General features: G+C 54.9%; 25 protein-coding genes and 1 tRNA gene. 13 read left to right on the top strand and 13 right to left on the bottom strand.

The genetic code is table 11. The annotated features are described in order from the left end of the window. The first annotated feature begins 58 nt into the window (after positions 1-58). Positions 59-1495 (top strand): xylulokinase, encoded by a 1437-nt coding sequence (gene xylB, locus ACR0D7_RS13470; RefSeq protein ID WP_480679461.1) that lies wholly within the window; start codon positions 59-61, stop codon positions 1493-1495. A gap of 24 nt (positions 1496-1519) precedes the next feature. Here xylB and ACR0D7_RS13475 read toward each other — a convergent pair whose 3' ends face one another. Then, entirely contained in the window at positions 1520-2434 is a 915-nt protein-coding gene (locus ACR0D7_RS13475; protein ID WP_480679462.1) for a LysR family transcriptional regulator, read from the bottom strand. Between the two features lie 110 nt (positions 2435-2544). On the opposite strand from ACR0D7_RS13475, the gene ACR0D7_RS13480 reads away from it, so the two are divergent. The 5 genes from ACR0D7_RS13480 (at position 2545) to ACR0D7_RS13500 (ending at position 6258) form a co-directional block, all read left to right on the top strand. Beyond that, positions 2545-3240, top strand: coding sequence for an NAD(P)H-dependent oxidoreductase (locus ACR0D7_RS13480; RefSeq protein ID WP_480679463.1), 696 nt, complete (start codon positions 2545-2547; stop codon positions 3238-3240). Positions 3241-3295: 55 nt separating this feature from the next. Beyond that, positions 3296-3424 carry a hypothetical protein gene (locus ACR0D7_RS13485; RefSeq protein WP_480679464.1) on the top strand — a complete coding sequence of 43 codons (129 nt, stop codon included), beginning with the start codon at positions 3296-3298 and terminating at the stop codon, positions 3422-3424. A 146-nt stretch (positions 3425-3570) separates the two neighbouring features. Continuing rightward, on the top strand, positions 3571-4536 hold the full coding sequence (locus tag ACR0D7_RS13490) for an LLM class oxidoreductase (protein ID WP_480679465.1): 966 nt from the start codon (positions 3571-3573) through the stop codon (positions 4534-4536). Between the two features lie 12 nt (positions 4537-4548). Next, on the top strand, positions 4549-5337 hold the full coding sequence (locus ACR0D7_RS13495; protein WP_480679466.1) for an SDR family NAD(P)-dependent oxidoreductase: 789 nt from the start codon (positions 4549-4551) through the stop codon (positions 5335-5337). A 72-nt stretch (positions 5338-5409) separates the two neighbouring features. Then, complete coding sequence (locus ACR0D7_RS13500) at positions 5410-6258, top strand: enoyl-CoA hydratase/isomerase family protein (RefSeq protein ID WP_480679467.1); 849 nt, start codon at positions 5410-5412, stop codon at positions 6256-6258. 266 nt (positions 6259-6524) lie between these two features. Here the strand turns inward: ACR0D7_RS13500 and ACR0D7_RS13505 are convergent, their stop codons facing one another. Both ACR0D7_RS13505 and ACR0D7_RS13510 read right to left on the bottom strand, forming a co-directional pair. Further along, positions 6525-8255, bottom strand: coding sequence for an adenylate/guanylate cyclase domain-containing protein (locus tag ACR0D7_RS13505; protein ID WP_480679468.1), 1731 nt, complete (start codon positions 8253-8255; stop codon positions 6525-6527). After that, a complete protein-coding gene (locus ACR0D7_RS13510) occupies positions 8168-8650 on the bottom strand; it encodes a hypothetical protein (protein ID WP_480679469.1) in 483 nt (160 codons plus the stop codon). Before ACR0D7_RS13510 ends, ACR0D7_RS13505 begins: the two co-directional genes overlap by 88 nt. A 211-nt stretch (positions 8651-8861) precedes the next feature. Here ACR0D7_RS13510 and ACR0D7_RS13515 point away from each other — a divergent pair, with 211 nt between their 5' ends. The 4 genes from ACR0D7_RS13515 (at position 8862) to ACR0D7_RS13530 (ending at position 11415) form a co-directional block, all read left to right on the top strand. Next, positions 8862-9440 carry a c-type cytochrome gene (locus ACR0D7_RS13515; protein ID WP_480679470.1) on the top strand — a complete coding sequence of 193 codons (579 nt, stop codon included), beginning with the start codon at positions 8862-8864 and terminating at the stop codon, positions 9438-9440. Positions 9441-9449: 9 nt separating this feature from the next. Then, positions 9450-10349 carry a c-type cytochrome gene (locus ACR0D7_RS13520; protein ID WP_480679471.1) on the top strand — a complete coding sequence of 300 codons (900 nt, stop codon included), beginning with the start codon at positions 9450-9452 and terminating at the stop codon, positions 10347-10349. Positions 10350-10353: 4 nt separating this feature from the next. Continuing rightward, positions 10354-10845 (top strand): c-type cytochrome, encoded by a 492-nt coding sequence (locus tag ACR0D7_RS13525; RefSeq protein WP_480679472.1) that lies wholly within the window; start codon positions 10354-10356, stop codon positions 10843-10845. Between the two features lie 93 nt (positions 10846-10938). Further along, positions 10939-11415, top strand: a complete 477-nt coding sequence (locus ACR0D7_RS13530) for a DUF411 domain-containing protein (RefSeq protein WP_480679473.1) — start codon at positions 10939-10941, stop codon at positions 11413-11415. 333 nt (positions 11416-11748) lie between these two features. Here ACR0D7_RS13530 and ACR0D7_RS13535 read toward each other — a convergent pair whose 3' ends face one another. From ACR0D7_RS13535 to ACR0D7_RS13545, 3 genes are read right to left on the bottom strand one after another with little or no spacing between them, the layout of a single operon-like run. Further along, positions 11749-11877 carry a hypothetical protein gene (locus ACR0D7_RS13535; protein WP_480679474.1) on the bottom strand — a complete coding sequence of 43 codons (129 nt, stop codon included), beginning with the start codon at positions 11875-11877 and terminating at the stop codon, positions 11749-11751. A gap of 53 nt (positions 11878-11930) precedes the next feature. Next, entirely contained in the window at positions 11931-12338 is a 408-nt protein-coding gene (locus ACR0D7_RS13540) for an ectoine synthase (protein ID WP_480679475.1), read from the bottom strand. 17 nt (positions 12339-12355) lie between these two features. After that, complete coding sequence (locus ACR0D7_RS13545) at positions 12356-13105, bottom strand: SDR family oxidoreductase (RefSeq protein ID WP_170381954.1); 750 nt, start codon at positions 13103-13105, stop codon at positions 12356-12358. 115 nt (positions 13106-13220) lie between these two features. Between ACR0D7_RS13545 and ACR0D7_RS13550 the strand changes: the two genes are divergently transcribed. Both ACR0D7_RS13550 and ACR0D7_RS13555 read left to right on the top strand, forming a co-directional pair. Next, positions 13221-13487 (top strand): LysR family transcriptional regulator, encoded by a 267-nt coding sequence (locus ACR0D7_RS13550; protein WP_480679476.1) that lies wholly within the window; start codon positions 13221-13223, stop codon positions 13485-13487. 18 nt (positions 13488-13505) lie between these two features. Next, positions 13506-14099: a LysR substrate-binding domain-containing protein gene (locus tag ACR0D7_RS13555; protein ID WP_480679516.1), complete on the top strand. Its 594-nt coding sequence runs from the start codon at positions 13506-13508 to the stop codon at positions 14097-14099. A 411-nt stretch (positions 14100-14510) separates the two neighbouring features. Here ACR0D7_RS13555 and arsB read toward each other — a convergent pair whose 3' ends face one another. The 5 genes from arsB to ACR0D7_RS13580 all read right to left on the bottom strand — a co-directional run bounded on the left by arsB (position 14511) and on the right by ACR0D7_RS13580 (position 19005). Continuing rightward, positions 14511-15557: an ACR3 family arsenite efflux transporter gene (gene arsB, locus ACR0D7_RS13560; protein WP_480679477.1), complete on the bottom strand. Its 1047-nt coding sequence runs from the start codon at positions 15555-15557 to the stop codon at positions 14511-14513. Then, positions 15554-16819 (bottom strand): organoarsenical effux MFS transporter ArsJ, encoded by a 1266-nt coding sequence (gene arsJ, locus ACR0D7_RS13565; protein WP_480679478.1) that lies wholly within the window; start codon positions 16817-16819, stop codon positions 15554-15556. The genes arsB and arsJ overlap by 4 nt, the downstream gene beginning before the upstream one ends. Further along, positions 16816-17814: an ArsJ-associated glyceraldehyde-3-phosphate dehydrogenase gene (locus ACR0D7_RS13570; protein ID WP_480679479.1), complete on the bottom strand. Its 999-nt coding sequence runs from the start codon at positions 17812-17814 to the stop codon at positions 16816-16818. The genes arsJ and ACR0D7_RS13570 overlap by 4 nt, the downstream gene beginning before the upstream one ends. Continuing rightward, the gene (locus tag ACR0D7_RS13575; protein WP_480679480.1) at positions 17814-18644 is read right to left on the bottom strand and encodes an arsenate reductase/protein-tyrosine-phosphatase family protein; all 831 of its coding nucleotides are present in this window, start codon (positions 18642-18644) and stop codon (positions 17814-17816) included. The genes ACR0D7_RS13570 and ACR0D7_RS13575 overlap by 1 nt, the downstream gene beginning before the upstream one ends. A 285-nt stretch (positions 18645-18929) precedes the next feature. After that, positions 18930-19005 (bottom strand) — tRNA-Thr (locus ACR0D7_RS13580). Between the two features lie 556 nt (positions 19006-19561). Here ACR0D7_RS13580 and ACR0D7_RS13585 point away from each other — a divergent pair. Further along, positions 19562-19930, top strand: a complete 369-nt coding sequence (locus tag ACR0D7_RS13585; RefSeq protein WP_480679481.1) for a response regulator — start codon at positions 19562-19564, stop codon at positions 19928-19930. Positions 19931-19941: 11 nt separating this feature from the next. Here the strand turns inward: ACR0D7_RS13585 and ACR0D7_RS13590 are convergent, their stop codons facing one another. Both ACR0D7_RS13590 and ACR0D7_RS13595 read right to left on the bottom strand, forming a co-directional pair. Then, entirely contained in the window at positions 19942-21552 is a 1611-nt protein-coding gene (locus ACR0D7_RS13590) for an adenylate/guanylate cyclase domain-containing protein (protein WP_480679482.1), read from the bottom strand. Beyond that, positions 21545-24655 carry a response regulator gene (locus tag ACR0D7_RS13595; protein ID WP_480679483.1) on the bottom strand — a complete coding sequence of 1037 codons (3111 nt, stop codon included), beginning with the start codon at positions 24653-24655 and terminating at the stop codon, positions 21545-21547. The genes ACR0D7_RS13590 and ACR0D7_RS13595 overlap by 8 nt, the downstream gene beginning before the upstream one ends. Positions 24656-25110: the final 455 nt, after the last annotated feature.

Below are 25110 nucleotides of genomic sequence, written 5' to 3' on the forward strand. Positions count from 1 at the left end.
GCGCTAAAAAATCAATAGCCAGACAGTTTCCGGGCGTTTCAGCAGGCAGGGAGTTTGAATGTATCTCGGGATCGATATCGGAACGTCAGCGGTCAAGCTTGTCTGTGCGGATACAAATCGAATTCTTGCGACATCATCAGCAGGTATCGATACATCCTCACCGCAACCCGGTTGGTCAGAGCAGCACCCGGATATTTGGTGGCAGGCGACTTGCGATGCATTGAGCCTGCTTGCAGGTCAGATCACGTTGTCAGAGGTTAAGGCCATCGGTTTGTCCGGCCAGATGCACGGGGCCGTTTTGCTAGGCCGCGATCAGCGTCCGATCCGCCCGGCAATCCTGTGGAATGACAGCAGGGCCGCAATTGAGTGCGATGAGCTGCGCATTGCCCAACCGCAGATTGGTCAAATCGCGGGTGTCCTTCCGTTGCCCGGCTTTACCGCGCCCAAGATCGCTTGGTTGAAACAACATGAACCCGCCAACTATGTCCAACTTGCCCATATCTTGCTCCCCAAGGACTATATCGGATTGCGCCTGCATGGAGAGTTGGCAACTGACACATCCGATGCCGCCGGGACAATGTGGCTCGATCAAGCTTCGCGCACTTGGCATATCGGAGTTGCGGAAGCCACCGGTGTGGCGCTCGACTGGCTGCCGCAAGTGTTTGACGGCCACAGTGTCGTTGGGACTGTGACGTCACAAGCCGCAGAAGCAACCGGATTGAAGCCCGGCGTGCCCGTCGTAGCCGGAGGAGGAGATGCAGCGACTGGGGCGGTGTCTTTGGGCGCGACGGAACCGGGGCGGGGCTTCATCTCGCTTGGGACGTCAGGTCAGCTGTTCGTGACGGACCGTAGGTACAAGCCCAACCCTGAACGCTATGTGCACGCTTTTGCTCACACACTGCCCGACCGCTGGTATCAAATGGCGGCGATGCTGAATGGTGCGAGGCCGATTTCATGGATTGGCGGTCAGTTGGGGCTGTCCGCAGCCGAAGTTGTTGCGCTTGCCGAAACGGTTACCGGTGATCGCGTGCCGGTATTCCTGCCATATCTGACAGGTGAACGCAGTCCGCTTGGGGATCCCCATATCCGGGCCTGCTTTTTTGGTCTTGAGGATTCGACAACGCGCGCAGACATCTGCCGTTCCGTGGTCGAGGCAATCGCTTTTTGCTTTGCCGACGCCGCGCAGAGTTTCGGCGACACTATCGACAGCTTGCCGGTATTGGCTGCAATCGGAGGAGGCAGTCAATCAGATCTGCTGCTGGGTCTGATCGCGACAGTGACCGGCAAACCTATTGTACGTTCGGATGGGGCGGATACGGGCCCGGCCTATGGCGCGGCCCGGCTGGCAGCCTATGGAGACGGTGCATTGGACAGAGTTGATCTCGCACACCAGAGGCCAACAACGGATAGGTTCGAGCCCGCTGATATGGCATTACTGTCCGAGCGGTTGATGCGATTTCGTGCACTCTACGCCGCAGTTAGCGCCGTCAAATAGCTGCCTTGGCGTCGTTAGCAGAGCCTAAGTCAATGGTTTTTCCCATGGCGGTTGCATAGCAATTTCGGCAATCAGGAAATCCATGAACACGCGAACCTTGGGCGACAGCACATTTGATTTCGGGTAGATGAGCCATAAAACGCTCTCTTCTGCAGCTTCATAGTCGGGGAGGACACGCCTCAGTCTGCCCGATGCAAGCTCTTCCTGAACGCTCCACAGTGAGTTCATTGATATGCCTGCGCCTGCGACAGTTGCGAGCTTTTGGCTGTGCCCATCATCCATAATCAGCGGACATTTTGTTGAACCCGGATCAAAAGTCGCGGTAGCGCCGCTCGCAGACTTCAACGCGCGCGCGCGGATATGACGAAATGCGATGAGTTTGTGGTTTTTTAAATCGTCAGGGGTTTCGGGCTCGCCGTGCTCGTCCAGATAGTGAGGAGCAGCGCACAAGATGCGCCTATCGTCGGCAAGTTTTCTCCCCTTGAGGCTGGTGTCGACCAACGGCGCGTTCCGCAGTGCAAGATCATAACTGCCGTCGATCAGATCGAACTGCGTGTCCGACAGGCGCAAGTCCAGCGTAACCCCCGGCTGCTGATCTTGGAACTTCGCAAGAATCGGCGCGATGTATAACTGCGCAAAAGTGCTGGGTGCGGTAAACCGTAGGGTGCCGGTCGCCTGCGCCGCACCTTGTCCTAAAGCGGACAGAGCGGCCTCTTCCTGCGCCAGGATCTCACGTGCATAGGGAAGGAACTCGGCTCCTTCCAGCGAAACGGAAACTTTGCGCGTTGAACGATGAAGTAACTCGACGCCCAGGATGTGCTCAAGCTTGGCAAGCCGTGCGCTGGACACAGCCGGGACCAACCCCAATTCGCGCCCCGCAGCCGAAATGTTCAGCTTGTCTGCTGCTAGTACGAAAAGGCGAAGGGATTGGGTGTCCATAGCTCAATTATATGTGAAATACGAAAACTGAAACCTGTTTTCCCCAGTTTTCTCGGTTTTATCAAGTGTTATTTCCGGTGCAACGCAAGACACACCAAATGGAGCCTCAGATGTCAGTCCGTTCAAACGTCCAGTCACAGATCCTTGAAGCCTTCAATTTTCGGCACGCGACCAAGATCTTTGACCCCGACAAAAAGATCAGCGATTCCGAGTTCGAAACTATTCTTGAGGCCGGGCGTTTGTCTCCCACCTCTTTCGGGCATGAGCCGTTCAAGGTACTGGTCATCCAATCTCCGGAGATGCGCGAGCACTTTCGCGATTTTGCCTGGGGCGCGAACGGAATGATGAACGGCAGCGCAGGCCAACTGGGCACCGCGAGCCATTTTGGTATCATCCTCGCCAGCACCGCAGAAACCATGACCGCAGGATCTGACTATCTGCAGCATCATTATCGCTCGGTCAAACAACTGCCTGATGATGTCATTGACCTGTTCAACGGCGCCTACGGCAAGTTCCAATCGACGGACCACCGTGTGACAACCGACCGTGAGATCACAGATTGGTCCGGAAAACAGGCCTATATCGTCCTGGCCAACATGATGACAGCCGCCGCCCTGATGAGGATCGATTCCTGCCCGATCGAAGGGTTTGACATGGGGCTGACCACCAAGGTTCTGTCCGATCATTTCGATGTGGATACGGCCAAATGGAAGCCAGCTGTGATGTTCGCCTTCGGGCATCGCGCCGATGATCCCCAGTTCCCGAAAACCCGACGCTCGATGGCCGAGACCGTAAGTTGGTTTTAACGCCATCGGGGCGAGCGCCAGTCCTGCCTGATCACTGAACACACGGAGAAGTCGGATGCAAAGAAGTGGTATCGTAAACTACCACGTCCACAAGCCGTTGCGACAGGTGTTCGAGCTGGACGCCGGCGGCATTGTGGGCAACGAAAACCATGAATGGGTGTATCTTTCCGAGATGGTCGGATGAGGTCGCGGTATTTAATATCTTTGACAATCAAGGGCTGCCCTCGGTCGTGCACAGCGCGGTTGATATGATCGAAGACCCGACTGTCAAAAACACACCCAAAAGCATCGAGAGCCGCACCATTGTGCGCTACTGAACGAGGTACCAGCATGTTGGACAAGAGCCAAAGCCCGTCCTTTGCCCCCATCAATCAGGCCTTCAACCACGTGTTTCGTCCCAATCGGCTGAGCATCGGGCTCGTGATCCCATTGGAGGCCTACGCGGTCGGTGCCGAACCAACCATGACAGGCCATCTGGAATTAGCTCAACTGGCCGAGCAGCTGGGATTCTCAGCGCTTTGGCTGCGGGATGTGCCCTTCAACGTGCCAAGTTTCGGCGATCCGGGGCAGATATTTGATCCCTTTGTCTATCTGGGTGCTCTGGCGGCCGTGACGGATCGCATCGCACTTGGGACGGCAAGCATTGTTCTGCCTCTTCGTCATCCTGCCCATGTTGCCAAGGCCGCGGCATCGGCGGATGTGCTGTCGGGTGGACGGCTGCTATTAGGGGTCGCGTCCGGCGACCGACCCGAAGAATACCCGGCCTTGAACCAAACCTACCCGGATCGCGGGGAGCGGTTCCGCGACAGTGTCGACTATATCCGGGCTGTCGGGGCATCCTATCCGATACATGAAAACAGGCAGGGCAGTCTTTCCGGCGGTATTGACCTTTTGCCCAAACCCGCGAGCACGCGCCTACCCCTATTGATCACGGGCGGCAGCCAGCAATCCCCCGATTGGGTGGCGCAGAACGGAGACGGTTGGATGACCTATCCAAGGGATGTGGCGTCGCAGGCGCGCGTCATTGCGGATTATCGGGATCGGCTGGAAAATTCGGGGCAGCCGGATAAGCCGGTGATGCAATCGCTCTGTGTCGATCTGCTTGAGGATTCTGATGCCCCGGCACGACCTATACATCTGGGTTTCCAATCGGGTGCGAACTTCCTGCGTCGCTACCTGAGCGAGACTAAGGCTTTGGGGATCAACCACGTCGCCCTGAACCTGAGATTCAACCAGAACTCTGTCGACAGAACTCTCAAACTTCTGGCGGATGATCTTCTGCCCGACTTTTTATAAAGGGATACTCACATGACCAAGACAATTCTTGTCACTGGGGCGACCGACGGCATTGGGTTGCTAACGGCCAAAAAGCTTGCGGCGGACGGCCATCGAATCCTCATTCACGGTCGCAACGCTGCTAAGCTGGAGGCTGCGCAGCAAGATGTTGGGGATGAGGCCGAGACTTACCGCGCCGATCTTTCCGACATGTCCGAAGTTGCTTCACTCGCCGCAGCCATCCGCGCCAATCACGACAGATTGGATGTGATGATCAACAACGCGGGCGTGCTGAAAGCGCCGCAACCAACCCTCGAAAACGGGTACGATATCCGCTTCGTCGTCAACACCTTTGCGCCGTACCTGCTGACCGAGCTGCTGTTGCCAATCATGCCCAATTCAGGCCGCGTCGTGAACCTGTCTTCGGCGGCTCAAGCGCCGGTGGATATGGGTGCGATGATGGGCAAAAAGCGACTGTCAGATATGGACGCATACGCCCAAAGTAAGCTGGCAATTACAATCTGGACCCGTGAATGGGCCAAATCGCTGCCAGAAGGACCTGCGATGATCGCGGTGAACCCCGGGTCTTTGCTTGCCTCAAAGATGGTCAAGGACGGATTCGGCGTTGCGGGTAACGACCTCAACATCGGTGCCGATATCCTGATAGACGCGGCGCTGGGCGATCGGTTTTCGGATGCATCCGGGGCCTATTTCGACAACGATAGCGGCGCGTTTTCCGACCCGCATTCCGCCGCGTTGAACATCGATCACGCATCGGACGTGATGAGAACGCTTCAAGCCATTACCCGCCGGCAAAGCTAAGCCGGTACCCTTCCAATCCATTAATGCCACCCCTCGCATCTGTGATGCCGAGGGCCAAGAAAGGAGTGTATGATGAAATACGATAACTTTCAAACCTTCAATGTTCAGGTCGAAAACGGGATCGCTACCGTGACTTTCGATTTCGGCACAGTAAACGTGCAGGGTCAGGAGATGCTGGCCGACCTCAACAGTCTTGCGATGCGGCTGGAGCGAGACCGGGAGACAAAGGTTGTGGTTTTCCAATCCGCAAACCCGGAAATTTGGGTTTGCCACTACGATACCGAGCTGCTCAAGGATATGTCGACCGAGGCCGTTTCGCGCGAAGATGCCCAGTTGCTGGACTTGCAAGCTGTTTGCGAACGCCTCAGCAAGGTCCCTCAGGCAACTATTGCCAAGCTTGAAGGATTTGCGCGCGGTGGCGGGCACGAATTGGCGCTCGCTTTGGATATGCGCTTTGCGGCCCGTGGGAAATTCAAGTTCATGCAGATGGAGGTTGGCATGGGTATCCTGCCCTGTGGCGGTGGTGCATCGCGGATGGCCCGTCAAACCGGCCTTGGCCGCGCGCTCGAAATCATCCTCAGTGCGCAGGATTATGATGCGGACGAGGCGGAGCGCATGGGCACGATCAATAAAGCGCTGGAGCCTGATGAAATCGGCCCCTTTGTCGACGCGTTGGCAAAACGCATTGCCCAGTTCCCGGCCGAGTCGATCAACGTGTGCAAGCAGATGGTTTATGAATCCATCGATAAACCCATTGCAGACGCCCTGAAGGCAGAAGCTTTTTGGCTTTATCAGGCGACCAGTAAAACTCCTGCAATTAAGCGTTTCACGATCGCCGACGAGCAGGGCCTGGAGCACGATATCGAGAATCAGCGCAATTGGAATGAGCTTGTTATAAAAGTGCAGGAGATCACGGGCTGATTGTTGGTGGGTCACTTGACTGGTCACTCCCAATTTCGGGTGATCGGTCGTCGTGCCGTAAATTAGGACACCAAGCAGTAGCGCAAGTCGCAAGCAATTATGCTATGGGCGGATAGCTTAACGGGTTCCATCATCTACTTGGCGACAATAAAATTGGTGTGTTCTCTTTTCGGTGAACCATCTTTGTGCGCCGAAGATTAACAACTGCTTCGGTGAAGCTGCATTGCAGCATCGGGCACTAGTGTGAACGGAAATATTGGACCGCTTCACCGAATCAAACCCGCTTCGCGCAAACCCTGTTGATAGCGCATTTGATCTTCCAATCGCACGAATGGATGCGTGCGTTCTGCCAACTGGAGCGAGGCGCCGGGGTCAAGACGCTTTAGGTCGAAAACGGCTTGCCTGGCTTCACTTAACTTGCCGCAAATGGCATTGTTGACAGCAAGATCCAGATAAGAGCTACTTCGGTTTGGCTGGATGCGGATTGATGTCTCGGCCCACTCGATGGCTTCTTCGTGTCGGCCTGCTACGAAACTACATAGTGAACGAATAGAGTACCACAAAGCGATAAAAGGATCACGCGGGCTAAGCCTGATCGCGGCCTTGATGTTGGTGAGGGCTTCTTTGCTGTCCCCCAGATAGACCTGCGATCTGGCAAGCAAAGCATAGGCATGGGGGTCGTTGGGATTGAGGACTATGGCATCCTGCAACTTCCGCACAGCGTCCTGATGACGACCAGAAAACAGATCCGCCGCACCAAGTAGCGCCATCGCATACGCGTCGCGGCCGTTTATCGAAACCGCCCGTTGCGCCAGGCTTACCGCCTCGGCCTTCGAAGCGTCAGGATCATCACTCCAACCGTTCACGCACTGCATCAGGTAAGTGAATGACAAATCCGCCAGCCCGAATGAGCTTTGCGGATCCAATGCGACAGCTTTCAACAACAGGTTCTGGGCTTCGGCTACGTCGGTTTTTGTGAATTGTGAGATATGCCAATGGGCGCGTGCTGACAATTCCCAGGCATCCATCCGCGGGACAACCTTGCGCCGTGCGCGTTGCATTTCTGCAGTCAGATATTCAGGTGCGACTGCCGCTACAATTTTCTGCGTGATCTCGTCCTGCAGATCGAAGATGTCTTCAATCACACCGTCAAATCGCTCGGTCCAGACGTAGTGGTTTGCAAGGGCGTCGATTAGTTGCGTTGAGACCCGAACTCTGTTGCCCACCCTTCGAACGCTGCCCTCAAGAACGTATTGTACTCCCAGGTCCCTGGCGACTTGCTCTGTTTCGACAGCGCGACCTTGATAGGAAAAGCTTGTGTTTCGAGAGATCACGAAGAACCAGTGAAATCTGGACAGCGCAGAAATGACATCTTCGGCGATACCTTCGGCAAAAAATGTCTGATCGTCGTCGTCGGACAAATTGTCAAAGGCCAAAACCGCAATCGAAGGTCGATCCGGCACCTCAAAAAGGTACCTCTGGATAGCTGATGCTGACATTCCCCAACCATAAGCGACCAAAGGCTCTGCGATGTTTTTGAGATTTTGAGAACCAAGGCAGGTGAAGTGATCTGAATGTTTGGCATCGAGGCTGCGCCGCGCAGTTTCGGAAATCACCAGAGATCCGGGCTCGGCCAGGTCCTGAAGACGTGCGGCCACGTTAATCCCGTCGCCGAAAACGTCTTCATCAGCAAAGCAAACATCGCCGCTGTGCAATCCCATCCTTAAGGTGATCCGAGGGTCGTCGGCCAGTTCGTTTTGGACAGTTATTGCGCACTCGATGCCATTGATCACGCTTGGAAATTCAATCAGCCACCCGTCCCCCATGCTTTTTATCAACTTGCCGTCACACTCGCCAATTGCTGGAGCAAGAATATCGTTGCGAAAACGACGCAGCGCGGCCAATGTGGCTATTTCATCCTCACCCATGAGTTTGGAATAGTTTGCCACATCCGCAACCAGAACAGCGGCCAGCCTTCGTTCTGAGACGTTTGACATAGGTGAAGCATAGCCGACGGCAGCCGGATAACAAACTTCAGCGGTGCAGGCGGTTGAGCATCGGAAAAAACGCGGACGCTTTGTTGCACGCGGTCGCGCTTCAGTGTCCGTTCGGCGAGATGCCGCCTGTTGTAGGCTTGACGCTGATGGGCGTTGAGAACATCATCAGCCCGGCAAGAGAGTTGAAACGAAAAATCGGGATAAACTGAACGGTGCCCTTGGACGGTCGCAGATGGATTGGGCTGATGCTCGTCGCGGTTGGCGTATTTGCCGTCGCTCTGCTTTTGTCCGGTGGTGCGGCTCAGGCACATGGAAAACATGAGCTTGCCGTAGTTTCTGCCGAGGTTCAAACACACGCTGAACATACTGCAAAGGATCACCAGGGCAATTGTCATGGCGGGGCATTCTGCAGCGGCCCTGCGATCGTCCAGCAGTCAAATCTGAACGCGAATTTATTGGGATGCCGTGAACGGTATGGACTGCCGCGTGCGACGAAAGGCATCCCAGTGGTTTCTAATTTTGATCCGCCGCCACCCAAAGCCCTGATCTGATCCGTATACGCACACGTCATTTGGCGTGATGAGAAAACTCAGACAGGGAAATCTGATGAAAACTGAAAAACTGTTTCTGGGCGTTGTGGTTGCGTCCGTACTGGCTGTGGCAACCCAATCGGTGTTTGCACATGGCGGCGCTACCGGCGTTGTCAAAGAACGCATGGATGGCATGGGCGTGATGAAAGAGGCGATGAAAGTGCTGACGCCGATGATGCGGGGGCAAGTCGATTATGATGCATCCATTGTGCGCAAACGGTCTGAGGATATCAGCCGCCATGCTGGCGAGGCGCTGACCAAACTGTTCCCCGAAGGCAGCCTGGATGCGCCATCCGAGGCGAAGCCAGAGATCTGGCAGGACTGGGCTGCGTTTTCGGCCATGGCCGATCAGCTGCGTGTGATGGCGGACGGATTGGCGGACGCTTCCGAAAACGGGTTGATGATGGCGGGTGAAACAAATGCTGCCGGCGGTATGATGGGCGGTCAGGGCAGCTCGATGATGGGCGGTGACATGATGGGAACAGGAGCAGGCGGTGGCATGATGGATCTTGCTCAGATGCCGGCTGATGGCGTTTTCACCATGATGGGGCAGGTATGTTCGGCCTGCCATACACGCTTTCGGGTCGAGAAATAGGCCGGGACGATGCGCAGGCTCTATCGTATTGGGCTGGCAGGCGTAGTTGTCGCTTCGGTCAGCTTTGCCGGCCTGATGGCCTGGCCAATTGGCCAGCCTCTCGCACACATTCCTCTGAAGGGGGATGTCAATCGCGGCGCTTATTTGGCCCGCGCGTCCGGCTGCATTTCATGCCACACCAATTTCGCGAAAGGAGGGGCACCCTTGGCGGGTGGAGTGGTTTTGGAAACCCCGTTCGGCACGTTGTATTCGCCGAACCTGACCACCGACCCGGATCACGGGGTCGGAAGCTGGACGCAGGCGCAATTTGCCCGCGCCGTCCGCGAAGGGGTCTCGCCCGAAGGGCACGCCTATTACCCGGCGTTTCCCTATCCCTTCTATGCCAACTTCTCGGATCAGGAGGTCGCCGATCTCTGGGCCGCTTTCCAGACCGTGCCACCGGTCGCCGAACCCTCGCGTCCGCCTCAAATGGACTTTCCGTTCAATCAGCGCTGGGGGCTGAAACTCTGGCGCGCGGCCTTTCTGGAACCTCCCGGAACAGAGCCGGTGGCGGGGAAGGGCGAGGTGTGGAACCGAGGCCGGGAATTGGTCGAAGGGGCCGGCCATTGCGCAGCTTGCCATACGCCGCGAAACCTTGCTGGCGCGCGCAAATCGGACACGCAGCATCTGCAGGGGAGCGACGCGCTGCCAGGCGGAGAGAAAGCGCCAGCTATCGATCACCTGACTTTGGCGGGCAAGGGATGGGATGTGGCCAGCCTGGCCTACGCCCTGCGCACCGGCATCACCCCCGAGGGGGATGCCTTTGGCGGGTCCATGGGCGAGGTCGTGCTTTATGGCACAAGCTTCCTGACCGAGGCCGACCGGACGGCCATTGCGACCTATCTGATGGACGAACATGAAGGGGGATGAGGCAATGAGAACCGGAACACTCTTTGCATTTGTCCTGGCCGGGATTGTGGCAATCGGCGCCTCGGTCGCATGGCTTGTGTCGTCGAGCACACAGGCAGGACCACCGCTGCAATCGTCAGAGTCCGATGCCTCAGAGGGGGCGGTGCTCTACGCCGAGTTCTGCGCGTCCTGCCACGGCACCAATCTTGAGGGGCAGCCCAACTGGCGCGCCCCGAATGACGACGGAACGCTGCCAGCCCCGCCTCATGATGAGACCGGCCATACATGGCACCATGGGGATGCGCTGCTGTTTGACTATACCAAACAAGGTGGCGCGGCGGCGCTCGAGGCGCGCGGCGTGTCCGACTTTGCCAGTGGTATGCCGGGATTTGGCGACAGCCTGAGCGACCAGCAGATCTGGGACATTCTGGCCTATATCAAATCCACCTGGCCCGAGCGCATCCGCGAGATGCAGGCGGTGCGCACCGAAAGCGAACAGATGCAGGGCGGCTCATGACCGCCCCCTTGACACATATCATGACACTTGCCCGCGGTTTCGGTCACAAGAACCATCGTCACACCGCAGGCGCGAAAACGGAAAGGAAATGACATGACCAACCCGAAATTCGACCGCCGCCTCTTTCTGGCTGGCCTTGGCGCCTCCGGCGTCGCCTTGACTACACCGGCCTTTGCTTCCGCCAAACCTCTGGTAGAAGTCCTCAAGGACCCGAACTGCGGGTGCTGCGGCGCATGGATCGACATCATGCAACGCGAAGGCTTCAAGATGGTGGTGCAGAATGCCTCGTGGGAGACTTTGGCGCAATTCAAAGCCACAAAGGGCGTCCCGGATGAGATGACGTCCTGCCATACTGGTCTGGTCGAGGGGTACGTCATCGAAGGCCATGTGCCACCAAACGATATCCGGCGGCTTCTGTCCGAACGCCCCGATGCGGTCGGGTTGACCGTGCCGGGTATGCCCTTCGGATCACCCGGCATGGGACCTGAGAGCGAGCGGGAGGCCTATTCGGTCTTCCTGATCCGCAAGGACGGCACCACAGAAGTGTTCAACCACTACGAGGCTGCGTGATCGGTGGCCCCGTTCCTGAAGCCCCGGTGAAACATGGAGCTTCACCGGGGCGAGTTCACATAGAAACTGTCAGCGATCTTTTAAAGCCGGCAGTTGAGAGCATCGCGCAGGATGTATTTCCTCTATCCCAGTTTGCAGTGAGTTCATTCAGTGCCGCTTCCACACGTTAAAGTCCGATCATTTTCTCACGTACGTTAGAAATATGAAGTTCTGCCATTTCCATTACGGCCTGGCAGGCTTCAGCGCCATGTTCAGACAAGCCATGAAGTGTTTTCCTCTGCGAGCAGGAAACCCAAGTCGCGGCACTTCTTTAGGAAACTAAGCCTACCAACGTCATGTGCCGAGTAAAGCGCCGATTTTTGGTGCCCGTTGGGGCTTTGGTAAAATTCCTTCGCGCTCATAGAGGCGGATCGCTTCAATTCCTGCGCCGCTTTGCCGGGATGCGTCGTCAATCGCAACCATGTGGAACTATCCTCCTTGGCCTATTGCGACTGCAGGAATTATGGATGGGATGCTCAGACATCATTGCTCTCATCAAGATTCATAGGCGCATAGCTTCCGTCTTTGCGGTGCACCTCGCGTCCACTGAGCGGTGGACTGAATACGCAGACAAGCCGCAGATCAGCGTCTATGGCTTGCACCAAGTGTCGGTCATGTTGATCCAAGGCATAGAGGGTGAATGGTTCGAGGGAATGCCAGTTTTCCTCATCGGCCGCCCTGATCTGACCAATGCCATCGATGCAATAGCACGCCTCTAAATGATGGGTGTATTCAAGCTCAAGCACTGCACCCTTCTTGATGATCGTATCTGTCAGCGAAAACCCCATGCCATCAGATGCCAGTAATAGTCTCCTACTATTCCACCCCGGACCAGAGACGTCCCGATCTGTACCAAAGATATCCTTGAGCGCCGTCACAATCATCTTTCACTGCCTCTTTGCTATCTTACTGCGCGGTTCATCCCGCCGTCGGACAGTATACTCTGACCGTTAATATACCGGGCTCCGTCGCTGGCAAGAAACACGCAGGCTTGCCCAATTTCTTCGAAAGTTGCGGGTCGCTGAGCGGGGATTTCCCGGCGGGCCTGTTCTGACAGGTTAACGTTCTCACAGAATCCGGGCAGCAGGTTGTTCATGCGAATGTTATGCCGTGCATAGCGATCACCATAAAGTTTTGAGAAACTGTGCAGAGCACCGCGCAACATGCTCATGGGATAGGGTGCTCGCGGTTCGATTGTATTCATGGACGAGATATTTACGAACGCACCGCCGCCTTGTTCGATCAGAATAGGCGTGACAATGCGTGCAATCTTCACAACGTTAAGCACATACATGTCCAGACTTTCGTGCCACAACTCATCGCTGAGTTCCAAAAGCGGGCCGTCAAAGTCAGGATCGAATCCGACAGTTTTAATGGCTTCCGGTACTGTACCCCCATGCCCCATATTGCTGACGATTGCATCAATACGTCCGTACTTGCTCATGGTGTCGTCGATCATCGCTTGCAAATCATCGACATCCAGCACCGAGCCTCGGCGGCCAATGCCCCCAAGCTCCTCCGCCAATTCAACCGAGCGATTGGACGGGGACATCAGCGAGACCTTGTAACCTGCCTTTGCCATTTCAATGGCGCAGCCCCGGCCAATGCCTTGTCCGGTCCCTGTCATCAGCGCGACTTTGGTATCGGGCATGGTATGTCCTTTCTTTGGCAGATGGTGTGAGGTTTTCTGGAATGAATTCAGGATAGCCCTAGTAAACTGGCAGTTCCTATCGAGTTTTTTGGGCATTGCTGTTAGATTTTCTCACATGGCGGAAAACCTCAGACACCTTCGTGCCCTTCAGGCTTTTGACGAAACCGCGACCCATTCCAGCCTGACCAAGGCAGCGGATGTTCTGAACGTCACCCACGGGGCGATCAGCCGGCAAATCAAGTTGCTGGAACTGCATCTTGGCGTGACGCTTTTTCACCGCCGCCCAAATGGCGTGGAACTGACCCAAGCCGGGGAACGCCTGTATCAGTCAACGCGGGGGGCGTTTCCGGCCTTGCAACTCGGTGTTTCGGAGGTGAAGTGATTACATCACCGCCAGTCGATTACAGTGTCTTTGTCGACGTCGTTGGCGCTCAAATGGCTTGTACCGCTACTGAGTTCGTTTCAGCAAAAACATCCGGGTATCGCATTGTTGCTGGACACAAATGATGCCTTTGCGGAATTCGATACGTCCGAGGTGGATGTTGCCCTGCGGTTTGGGCAACCTGGCTGGGACGGGTTGTATCATGAGCAGATAAGACAAGAGGAACTGGTAGTCGTGGCCGCGCCGTCCCTTGTTGGCAAAACTCGCCTACCAATGCGCGCAGAGGACGTGGCTGACCTGCCATTATTGCACGATGCCTTCAACGTCGGATGGGAAAGTTGGGCAGCGCAAGTTGGACTGAGCGCTGATCGGATCAATTCGCAGAGCATCAAATACGTAGATAGCGCTGTTCTGCTGGAGGCCGCAATTGACGGACAGGGTGTGGCATTGGCCAGACGTCTTCTGGCGGCCAGGGACTTGGAGCTTGGACGACTGATCCGTCTCGATGAAAGCCGTATTCCACTGGATCGCGGGCTCTACTTTGTATGCCGACGCGGCGACCAGGAACGGGTTACGGTAAGAATTTTCAAGAAATGGCTCATGTCGCTTTGATCTTTATGTCCGCGATGCGCAAATTGGCTTGGCTTTGTGGATAGAAATTGCTGCGCGCACCCAGTCAAACGGGCCGCGTCGCAGCGTCGAGCCGACGCTGTGAATGGCGTGTTAGGGCCGTTCTTACCCTATCTAATGGTGCTTTCTCTGGTTCGGGGCCATTTAGGTAAGCTATGCAGGATAGTGACGAGCTTTCTAGCGACAGCTGTGGTAATGACTCTGTGCGTTTTTGTCGAAACATCACGGCACCTACACAAGAGATCGTTGAGGACTTGCTGTAAGTAGGCAAAGCCTGAGCAGAATACTCATCCAATTGGCCGATCAGAGATCGTGTCTTTCTATTCGTAAAGTACTGTAGCGACAAATGAAATTGGTTTACCTTCGCCATACTCAGCGAATCTGTCCGCGACCTTAAGGCTGAAGCTCTTTGCCGCTGAGCGTATCCAGTGGACCCGGGAACCGTGCACGGGTGCGGTTGGCAAATGCCACCAGAGAAAGCATCACGGGTACTTCGACAAGAACGCCCACAACTGTTGCCAGCGCCGCGCCAGAGTTCAGGCCGAATAGGCTGATGGCGACGGCAACGGCCAGCTCGAAAAAGTTCGACGTGCCGATCATGGCGCAGGGGGCAGCTATGCGGTGAGGAACTTTCAGCGCGTAAGCTGCACCGTAGGCCAACGCAAAGATTCCATAGCTTTGGATCACAATAGGCACCGCGATCAGAACGATAACGAAGGGTTTTGCCAGAATGGTTTGACCTTGCAGGCCGAACAGGATGACGACTGTGGCGATCAGGCCCATGATCGACCAAGGCTTCACCTTAGTTGAGAAAGCGTCGATGGCCTGTTGAGAACCCAGCTTTCTGCGTGTGATCAGGCCAGCGATCAGGGGTAGAACTACATAGAGCACTGTGGCCAATACCAGTGTTTGCCACGGGACCGAGATGTCGGTGACCCCCAACAGGAACGCCACAATAGGGGCAAAGGCCACAACCATTATCAAGTCGTTCACCGAGACCTGAACCAGCGTATAGGTTGCGTCGCCCTTGGTCAGTTGGGACCAAACAAACACCATTGCGGTGCAGGGGGCCGCGCCCAGCAGGATCAGGCCCGCAGTGTATTGCGCTGCGTCTTCAGGCTGAATCCAGGGGGCGAAGATATAGTCGAAGAAAAGTACCGCCAGCAGCGCCATGGTAAAGGGTTTGATCAGCCAATTGACCACCAGCGTCACGATCAGCCCTTTTGGTTGGCGCGCGACACCAACAACTGCGCCGAAATCGACACCGACCATCATGGGGTAAACCATAGCCCAGATCAGAACAGCCACCACCAGATTGACACTGGCGACTTCGGCAGAAGCCACAAGAGCGACAAGATTTGGTGCGGCCAGGCCGATCAGAACTCCACCAACCATTGCAAGGGCAACCCAGACGGTCAGATAACGCTCAAAGATGCTCATGTGTACGCCTCAGTTGTTTGATCGGTGAGCTTGCCCGAGGTTAGTGCTGCAAGCGCGACCATCAACGCGGCGGTGCCCAAGACAAGGGGCAGCCCTGCGACCTGATAGGTGAAGCCGGATAGGACGGTGCCCACAAGGCGGCCCGTTGCGTTGGCCATGTAGTAAAAGCCCACATCCATCGTCACCCGTTCAGACTTGGTGAATGCTAGGATCAGATAGGAATGCAGCGCAGAATTCACCGCGAATATGGCTCCGAACACCAACAGGCCCAGAACCAGTGCAACGGTCAGCCAAGCCTGCGGCCCCGAGGACAGCAGGGCGGCGAGGGTGAGCGCGGCGGGCACGCAAAACAGCGTCACGGCCCAGCTGCGGGCGGCGCGGATCAGGTCGCCTTCTGCGCGTTCACTCGCGCACAGGATCTTAGGTGCACTGGCCTGAACGGCTCCGTAGAGGATGACCCAGACCGCCATGAAGGTACTGATCATGAAGAACGCGGCGCGGTTGCCTTCTTCTGTGCCGTCGGACAGCACGGCGTAGAAATAAATCGGAATGCCGACCACGAACCACACGTCCCGCGCACCAAACAGAAAGACACGCGCAGCCGATAACCAGTTTACGTTGGCCGATTTCGAAAAGACCTCGGAGAATTTCGTACCTTTGCGCCCCTTAGGCAGCCCTGGTGGCATAAAGACGATTATCGCAATCAGGATGATTGCCAGAACAGCCGCCATAACGAGGATCGCCATCATAAATCCCAGCGTCGCCAGCATTGCAGCGCCCAGCAGGAAGCCCAGACCTTTCACGGCGTTTTTTGATCCGGTTAGAATCGCAACCCAGCGAAACAGCCCTCCGCCTTCGGTGGGGGCGAGCAACTTCACAGAAGATTTTGAGGACATTTTGGCAAGGTCTTTGGCCACGCCACTGGCCCCCTGCACCATCATCACGAAAGCCACCGAAGCCCCGATGGTCCAGTTCGGATCAATCTGTGTCATCGCCAGCAGTGCCAAGACCTGCAGTCCTAGCCCGGCATAGAGGGTGGAAGTCAGCCCGAACCGCGCCGCAATCCAGCCTGCAGTCAAGTTGGTGACGATGCCCGCAATCTCATACAGGACAAACAGATAAGCCAGCTGTACCGGAGAGAATCCCATCGTATGAAAGTGCAGAAGCACCAGCATCCGCAAGGCCCCATCGGTCAGCATAAAGGCCCAATAGGCCGCCGTAACCGCGATATAGGCCGACAAACCTTTGGGCCGCTGTGTCACAGCGAAGCCCCAACCATCAGTGCCACGTCGACCAGACGGTGGGCATAGCCCATCTCGTTGTCGTACCACGCATAGACCTTCACCTGCGTCCCGTTCACTACCATGGTCGAGGGCGCATCGACGATCGAAGACCGTTCGTCATTGGTGTAATCGGTCGAGACCAGTGGGCGGGTCTCGTAACCCAGAATGCCCTTCAACTCGCCCTCGGCTGCGGCTTTGAAGAAGGCGTTGACCTCCTCAGCGGTGGTTTCGCGTTCCACCTCGAACACGCAGTCGGTCAGTGAGGCGTTCAGTAGCGGCACCCGCACGGCGTGACCGTTCAAACGCCCCTTGAGTTCCGGATAGATCAGCGTGATCGCCGTGGCCGAACCGGTGGTGGTTGGGATCAGCGAGTTCAGCGCCGACCGCGCGCGGCGCAGGTCTTTTGCGGGGCGGTCCACGATGGTCTGCGTATTAGTCACGTCATGGATTGTGGTCATCGAGCCGTGGCGAATGCTTAGATTCTCGTGGATCACTTTGACCACCGGGGCCAGACAATTGGTGGTGCAGGATGCGGCTGTCACGATCTGATGGATTGCCGGGTCGTAGGTCTCGTCATTGACGCCAACGACGATATTGGCGGTCGGGCCGTCCTTGACCGGCGCCGAGACAACAACCTTTTTCACACCGGCCTCGAAATACGGGGCAAGCTTGGCCTCGGTTTTGAAGACGCCAGTACAATCAATCACCACGTCTACACCGTCCAGCGGCAGCGCGCTTAGATCTTTGGTGCCGATAAAAGGCAGGCGGGTGCCATTGATGGTGATGCTGTCGGTGTCATGTTCAAACGTCGCGTCCCAGCGGCCATGTACCGTGTCAAATTCCAGCAGATGCGCGTGCATTTCGGGGTCGCCGACCGCATCGTTGATCCATGCGATCCGGGCGCCCTTCTCCAACAACGGTTTCAGGGCCAGCTTTCCCATCCGGCCGAGGCCGTTCAGTGCGTAGGTCGTCATTATTCTTCCTCAACAGATGTTCTGCCGATGTCATCGACAGCAGATTGCAATGCGATCCGGTCGAGGCTTTCGACGGGCAAAGAGGCAAATGCCTGAATCCGGCGCTTGAGCGCGCCATACGCGTTCTGGAAAGCCAGGCTTTTCTCGGCATCGGTGCCTTCGGTGTTGACCGGGTCAGTCATGCCCCAATGGCCGCTGATCGGCTGGCCTTCCCAAGCGGGGCATTCTTCGTTTGCGGCCTTGTTGCAGACGGTGAACACGAAATCCAACTTCGGCGCATCCGGACCGGAAAATTCGGATATGTTCTTTGCCCGCAGAATATCGGTGTTGTGCCCCTTGTCTTGCAGAACTTGCATCGCGAATGGGTTCAGTTCGGAACTAGGTTTGGCTCCGGCGGAAAAGACATTGAACTGATCGCCGGCAATATCTCGCAGTAGCGTCTCGGCAAAAATGGAGCGCGCCGAGTTGCCGACACAGATAAATAATACGTTGAATTTCCGATCCGTCATTTTGCTGTTTCCTTGCTCCAAGGGCATGCAGATATCAGGGCGACCACGGCAGCAATCATTCAGCAAAAAGCCGAGCATGTGCTGCACATTTTTCATTTCAACTGAATAGAGCAGAGAGGTTCCCGACCGCTCTTGCGTCACCAAACCTGAGCGCTGCAGGGCGTTCAGGTAATTCGACAGGGTGCTGGGCTTGATGTCCAATTCTGTCGCCAGCTCGCCTGCGGAAACAGTGTCAGGAAAACGTCGCATTAACATGCGAAACACCGAAATGCGTTGCGGATGGCCGAGGATGGCTAGTTGGTTTGTAGTTTCTTCTATCATATTTCATGAAGTATGGAAATAGAATTGAACCGTCAATCAACATCGCAAACTTTTACAAAAATTTCATACTTGCACTGTTCGGCTGGATTCTTGGGTAGGGGGTCTGACGGATAGTAAAGTGTCTCGCGGATCAGTACCTTCGTTAAAAGGAAGATGGGAGCCCTACAATATCAGACTGGCGGCATCAGTCCGACGTTATACTTCAACAAAGTGCAAATTTCACCTTGCGAACTTATCGAAAGTTTTGGTTCCATTTCTAATTTTTATGGGTGTCGAAAGGAAGAGTGGTGCCGCATGAGGGACTTGAACCCCCGACCCATCGCTTACGAAGCGATTGCTCTACCAGCTGAGCTAATGCGGCGATACCGACTGACCGTGTAGTCGCTCGACGCTACGTGCGCAAGGTGATTCAGATGAGATTTTGGTGTTGTAATCGCGAAAGAAGGCACGTGCCTCCTCTTCACGGGCGACCATCTCAGCCCGTTTGTTTTGGTGGGTCAGTTGGACGAGTTTTTCAATTTCATATTCGACCCACGCTCGTGGCATCAGCAGTGGTAAAAGGTTTCAGACCATCTGAACGCTCCAGGAGCCAAGGTGTTTTAAAAACTCTGGTAAGCTCGTGCTTTGGCTGACGAATGGTGGCCGCTGCACTTGAGGAGGCCCACCTTTTTCCGGCTTATCTGATTAACATCACAGGTGTTGGTGACAGACATAAGTTGAGCGAAGGCTATAGATCGATTTCGCGCCGGGATGAATTTGATTGGCGTGGCTAACCAGTAATCCGTTGCATGAAACCCCATTATTGAGAGAATGTAACCAGAAGCAGGATGTGCGTCCTGATCATTGGGTCATGTTTGGCCAGTACTTCATCCGGTCTCGACCGTTCGAAGTTATTGGTGCGGTTTGCAGGGGGTGAGTTGGCCAAAGTTTTATTAGTTGAAGACAACGAAATGAATCGAGATATGCTGTCGCGTCGGTTGACACGCAAAGGTTATCTCGTCGTTGTAGCGAAGGATGGGCTGGACGGTGTTTCTATGGCTGGAAGCGAAGCTCCGGATATTATTCTGATGGACATGAGCTTGCCTGAGATTGACGGATGGGAAGCTACGCGACGAATAAAGGGCGCGCCCGAAACAGCCTCGATTCCGGTGATTGCGCTGACAGCGCACGCAATGGCCAGTGATCGGGAGAAAGCACTAGCTGCGGGTTGCGATGATTTCGATACCAAGCCTGTCGAACTTAGTCGCCTGCTGGAAAAAATGGAAAGACTGTTGCCTGCGCTTTGACAGGCAAAAGGCTAACCAGACACAGATTTGCGCGCAGTGACATAATGAGTTCTGACCTGTCCCTTGCCTTTTATTCGGGTCCAAACCGGATCGGTTAGATCAAAACGATGCTTAACACGGTTTGCGGTTGCCTCGGATATCTGTATCCGACCCGGCGCACCGGTTGTTTCCAGTCGGCTGGCAAAATTCACGGTATCGCCCCAGACATCGTACAGAAAACGGTGTGAGCCGATTATTCCCGCAACGACAGGCCCGCTATGGACACCAATTCTGATGTGCATCGGGGTATCGATTTGCAGGTTGAGTGCCTCGACTTGCTCGAGCATACGAAGAGCCATCTCCACTATAACCTCGGCATGATCAGAGCGGCCATCAGGGACGCCAGCGGCGACCATGTACGCGTCACCGATTGTCTTGATTTTCTCTACGCCAAGCTCCATCGCTGCCCTGTCGAACCCCGAGAATACCCGGTTGAGATCGCGAACCACCTGCGCCGGAGGCAGGCTTGCCGACATCTCGGTGAAACCTACGATATCGGAAAATAGAACGGTCACATCTTCGTAACGGTCAGCAATTGCGGTTTCACCACCGTGTAACCGAGTAACGATTTGCTGTGGCAGAATACTATGTAAAAGGGTTTCGTATTTCTGTTTCTCAGCGTTCATCTGCTTCAGATAGTGACGTTCACGTTCGTGCCAGCGTTTTTTCTCCAGTGCCGCATTGATCCGGGCCTGCAATAGGATAGGGTCAAATGGTTTGGGTAAATAATCTTCGGCGCCCGCCTCGATGCATCGCGCTACATTTTCGATCTCGTCCAGGGCTGAAATCATTATGACAGGCAACTTGCGATGGGCGTCGTCTTCTTTCAATTTTGCCAATACGTCAAAGCCGTTAATGTCGGGCATCATAAGATCAAGAAGCACCAGATCGAACTGCTGTTGAGACACCATTTCCAACGCGGCGTACCCACCCGCAGCAGTCCAGACCTGGTGGCCATCGCGTTCCAGACGGCGGGCAAGAAGGCTTCGGTTGGCCTCGACATCATCAACAACCAGAATCTTGCCTTTTTCAGGCTGAGTGAGCTTGGACCGGTCAACCGGCTGCATACTTTTGACCAGATTGGCAAACATCGCGGCTGTTGTTGGCGTGCCGGACCCCTTATAGTCGTCGCTTCGAGGGGTTTCGGGCAGGGTTGCTGCCGAGTCTACGTGTCGGAGCAGGGTATCTGTATGTTCAAGAAGTCCAAGCAAATCCGGTTCAAGATGCCCGGCCTGCAAATCCTCCAAGTCCTCCAGCAACATCTCGCTGTAACCTTTGATCGCATTCATGGGCGTACGCAGGTCGTGGCGCAACCTTTTCAGGCCCTCATCGCCGTTGTTCGTAAGATTGAGCGCCACGTCTCGATGCAAAAGCTCGTCCACCAAAGCATTTAACTCTGTTGCGGCATTTGAAATTTTGTCGAGATCAGAGGCAACATCCTGCAGTGCCAGACGGGCGGCATCAGTTCGTAGAAGATCGCAAATGCCGACGATCGCACTGACAGGAGAGATCAGGTTTTGGCGCAAATTCGCCAGCCACGCCTTCCCTGCATACCGTGTTGCGTTATCCTGATCGTCATTCACGATCACTGTCCCTATCAGCAGCGGGGCTAGAACTGGGCAGGATTTCGTTCAATTGCCTGAGGATCGTTTCGATTTGATCCCCATCTTTTTCAATCAGCGTTTTGATTGAGCCATTCAACCGAGCCCGATCTTCGTTAGATACCGTTTTCGCCGTCACGACGATAACCGGTATTTCTTTCCAGTCAGGGTTCTTTCTCATGTTTGCCAGAAACTCGAAACCGTTCATCTCGGGCATCAAAAGATCCAGTAAAATCACATCCGGCACAGATTGTGAAAGACGCCGAAGGGCATCTAGGCCGTTTACAGCTTCCTCTATCTGCCAACCGTCTTTGCTCAGAACCCGGCAGATCAGTTCCCGTGTTGCGGTTTCATCTTCCACGACCAGAACCCGAGGTGCCGGGACAACAGGACAGTGCTGTTTCAAGGCATTTAGCAGTTCAACGGTGTCGATGGGTTTGCCGAGGTATTCGCTGGCCCCTAGTGACAGCCCTTTGGTTCGGTCTTCCGCAAAGGTCAGCATGATAACCGGAATTTCCGACAGCTCAGGATCTTCTTTCAGTTTCGACAAAACGGCCCAGCCGTCTATCTCGGGCATGAACACATCCAGCGTTATTGCGTCTGGTTTGGTTTCACGGGCCAGCGCCAGCGCATCTTCACCCTTGGTCGAAGCAAGAATACGGTATCCCTCCTTGCGCAATCGCCGTCCCAAAAGATCATGTACCGTGGGGTCATCATCCACCAATAGAACCAGCGGCGCGTTAGGATCGCTGTGCAGATCGTTCTCTGAATAATCTGCTTTCTGCAGCCGATCGATCGAAGGGTCTTGGCAGACGGCCGGTAAGCGGATGATGAAGTTGGACCCTTCACAAAGAGTGCTGATACACTGAATACTTCCCCCCAATTGTTCGCAGAAGACTTTGGTGATCGACAGTCCCAGACCGGTACCACCATAGTGACGTGTCGTGGATGAATCCGCCTGAGTGAATGCGTCAAATACCTTGTCGACTTGTTCAGGGGACATGCCGATGCCCTGGTCAGCAACAGAAAACTCCAACTCATCCGGTGTCGACGACCTTGTAACCGTCAGCGCGATCGTCGCATTTTCAGTGAATTTGCAGGCATTGGAAAGCAGGTTGAGCAATGCCTGACGCACCTTGGTCAAGTCACAGACCATCTCTCCGATATCTTCTGTGCATGAAATCTCTAAGGTGTTGTTGTTCTTGTCGGCCAACGGTTGCACCGTGGTTATGACGTCTTTAACCATCTGGAATACGTCAAAGGATTCCAGATTAAACTCCATCTTGCCGGCTTCGATTTTGGATAGATCCAAAATATCGTTGATCAGGGCCAGCAAGTGTTTTCCGGCAGATTGGATTTTTCGAAGATCACTTAAGTTCGCTTGGTCATTCTGGTCAGTGGCTTCTTCCAGCATCAACTCGCTGTATCCGATAATCGCATTCAGCGGCGTGCGAAGTTCGTGACTCATATTCGCAAGGAATGTGCTTTTGGTTTTGTTGGCGGCTTCGGCGATATCCCTTGCCACGCGCAATTCGCTTTCCACCTGTTTCTGGGTGGTGATGTCGCGGCCATAGATATTTGCATATCCGCCTTCGGGAACCGGCCACAGCAACAGGGCATAAATCAGACCTCCTGCTTCGTATTCGAAATCCTGCCGCTGATCCTCAAGCAACCCTTTGGCGACACGCTTGCGCCACCCTGTTCCCACCCGGTCACCGACCTTTAACTGTAGGGCAGTGATAAGCGGGGCGCTTGCTCGGTTGGCGTAGATCAATTTGCCCTGACTGGTAATGCGCAAGACCGGGTTTGGGTTCTCCTCTGGGATGCGCGCAAGCTCTCGCATCCGGTTTTCGGCCTGCTTTAACTGCGTGACATCCCGTCCGTACAGGTTGACATGCTTGGCATCCGGAACTGGCCAGAGCAGAAATGTATAAACCATACCCCCGGCGTGACATTCAAAGTCCTGGCGTTCGTTTTCGCGCAACCCCTTCTCAACGCGCGCCAGCCAGTCCTCGCAGACTTCGGCCCCGACCTTGAGGTTCAGCGCATCCAGCAACTGCGCGCAGGCTCTATTCGCAAAGATCAGTTTTCCATCGTTGCTGATGCACATCACCGGGTTGGGGTTTTCTTCCGGGATTTGTGCCAGTTCGGCATTCCGCGCCTCGACCTTTTTCAGCTCGGTGACATCGCTGTAGATCGCGGCGATGCCATTATCGGCAGTTTTACGTTCGCTTATCTTGATCCACTCCCCAGATGCCCGACCTTGCATTTGGGAACCTTGGGGATTTTTGTGTCTTTCAAGCCGTTGCGTCAGCCATTCTTCTTCGCGCCCGACTGCATCTGCGATCACATTGAGCGACAGCGCTTTTCGAACAACTTGTTCAAATTTCATCCCCGGTTCGACCAGGTTTTCCTGCCCCGGATACAGCATCTTACGATACATCTCGTTCGCTAAAACCAGGCGATCATCCGCATCGTAAAGCGCAAAGCCCTCGGGTATCACGTCAATTGCATCAATAATTCTGTTCAGGGCCTGTCTTGGCGATGATTGCCCCAGATGACTGGCTTCCACGATCAGAGCGCATTGGGTCATGGCACTTTGGGCGATTTCAATATCTTCTCGAGAGTAACCCGAGGCATGATTGGTACTGAATGTGATGGCTCCGACAACCTTGCCAAAGGCCTTCATCGGCAGCACCATTGCCATATTCGGTTCCGTAGGGGCGGCAGTTCTACTGGCGGTTCCAGCCGACTTCTTTTCACGTGTCGGGCCAGGAAGTAGCTGCGTTTGCCCGCTTTGTAGCACTTTGCCTAAATGGCCTTGTGTTACAGGGATTTGCGTCTGTGATAAAACGGGTCGCGGGTTCTGGGTATCCAGCAGCGACCCTTCTTGATACGTATTTCCATCTGCACTTAGCACTGCCAACGTGCATTCATCGAAATCAAAAGCGCCCCTCAACCGACGTGTGATCTCAAAAAGTACACCATCCGGTTCCAGGCTATCCGCGATCAGAGTTTCTATTTCCGCAAGTATTTGCGATTTTTTATTGAGTTCAGGCTCTGGATGATCACCGGATCGGTTCATGAAAATGCTCTCCCACGGGCGAAACCAGTATGTCGGCGAAGCATTCTTCCTTGGTTTCCCATCCCGTTTGCAGTTCAAAGGAAATAAGGGAACAAAACAAGTTTTTTTGAGACTGACTGATTGCACCCGCGGATTGAGGCGGGCCAAACGAGCTTACTTTGACTTCCTGACTGCATTTTCTTCAAGAGAACAAAACGTTCCATGCAAAAAACTTACTCGACTACGAGTTAGCTGGGATACCCGCTCGCCAGCCCTAGACAATAGAGACAGAGGGACGCGAACAGTACGCGAGAGTTCTGCAAAGGCTGAGCTATCTGGATGTTATTGCCCTAGTCGCCGCATTCTGGGTGTCCTCATACTGCCGACAGATAAGGCGGGCTGGTTTTACAGTCCATGTCATGATTTGCAAAAAACAAAAACTAATTTACGATAATATCGCATATGTGTGTTTGTCA

The organism is Ruegeria sp. BB7 (assembly GCF_056539365.1).

Bases quoted from the DNA above. Each gene is read 5' to 3' on its own strand.
- xylB (WP_480679461.1), top strand. From the start codon at position 59: ATGTATCTCGGGATCGATATCGGAACGTCAGCGGTCAAGCTTGTCTGT.
- ACR0D7_RS13475 (WP_480679462.1), bottom strand. From the start codon at position 2,434: ATGGACACCCAATCCCTTCGCCTTTTCGTACTAGCAGCAGACAAGCTG.
- ACR0D7_RS13480 (WP_480679463.1), top strand. From the start codon at position 2,545: ATGTCAGTCCGTTCAAACGTCCAGTCACAGATCCTTGAAGCCTTCAAT.
- ACR0D7_RS13485 (WP_480679464.1), top strand. From the start codon at position 3,296: ATGCAAAGAAGTGGTATCGTAAACTACCACGTCCACAAGCCGTTGCGA.
- ACR0D7_RS13490 (WP_480679465.1), top strand. From the start codon at position 3,571: ATGTTGGACAAGAGCCAAAGCCCGTCCTTTGCCCCCATCAATCAGGCC.
- ACR0D7_RS13495 (WP_480679466.1), top strand. From the start codon at position 4,549: ATGACCAAGACAATTCTTGTCACTGGGGCGACCGACGGCATTGGGTTG.
- ACR0D7_RS13500 (WP_480679467.1), top strand. From the start codon at position 5,410: ATGAAATACGATAACTTTCAAACCTTCAATGTTCAGGTCGAAAACGGG.
- ACR0D7_RS13505 (WP_480679468.1), bottom strand. From the start codon at position 8,255: ATGTCAAACGTCTCAGAACGAAGGCTGGCCGCTGTTCTGGTTGCGGAT.
- ACR0D7_RS13510 (WP_480679469.1), bottom strand. From the start codon at position 8,650: ATGACAATTGCCCTGGTGATCCTTTGCAGTATGTTCAGCGTGTGTTTG.
- ACR0D7_RS13515 (WP_480679470.1), top strand. From the start codon at position 8,862: ATGAAAACTGAAAAACTGTTTCTGGGCGTTGTGGTTGCGTCCGTACTG.
- ACR0D7_RS13520 (WP_480679471.1), top strand. From the start codon at position 9,450: ATGCGCAGGCTCTATCGTATTGGGCTGGCAGGCGTAGTTGTCGCTTCG.
- ACR0D7_RS13525 (WP_480679472.1), top strand. From the start codon at position 10,354: ATGAGAACCGGAACACTCTTTGCATTTGTCCTGGCCGGGATTGTGGCA.
- ACR0D7_RS13530 (WP_480679473.1), top strand. From the start codon at position 10,939: ATGACCAACCCGAAATTCGACCGCCGCCTCTTTCTGGCTGGCCTTGGC.
- ACR0D7_RS13535 (WP_480679474.1), bottom strand. From the start codon at position 11,877: ATGGTTGCGATTGACGACGCATCCCGGCAAAGCGGCGCAGGAATTGAA.
- ACR0D7_RS13540 (WP_480679475.1), bottom strand. From the start codon at position 12,338: ATGATTGTGACGGCGCTCAAGGATATCTTTGGTACAGATCGGGACGTC.
- ACR0D7_RS13545 (WP_170381954.1), bottom strand. From the start codon at position 13,105: ATGCCCGATACCAAAGTCGCGCTGATGACAGGGACCGGACAAGGCATT.
- ACR0D7_RS13550 (WP_480679476.1), top strand. From the start codon at position 13,221: ATGGCGGAAAACCTCAGACACCTTCGTGCCCTTCAGGCTTTTGACGAA.
- arsB (WP_480679477.1), bottom strand. From the start codon at position 15,557: ATGAGCATCTTTGAGCGTTATCTGACCGTCTGGGTTGCCCTTGCAATG.
- ACR0D7_RS13570 (WP_480679479.1), bottom strand. From the start codon at position 17,814: ATGACGACCTACGCACTGAACGGCCTCGGCCGGATGGGAAAGCTGGCC.
- ACR0D7_RS13575 (WP_480679480.1), bottom strand. From the start codon at position 18,644: ATGATAGAAGAAACTACAAACCAACTAGCCATCCTCGGCCATCCGCAA.
- ACR0D7_RS13595 (WP_480679483.1), bottom strand. From the start codon at position 24,655: ATGAACCGATCCGGTGATCATCCAGAGCCTGAACTCAATAAAAAATCG.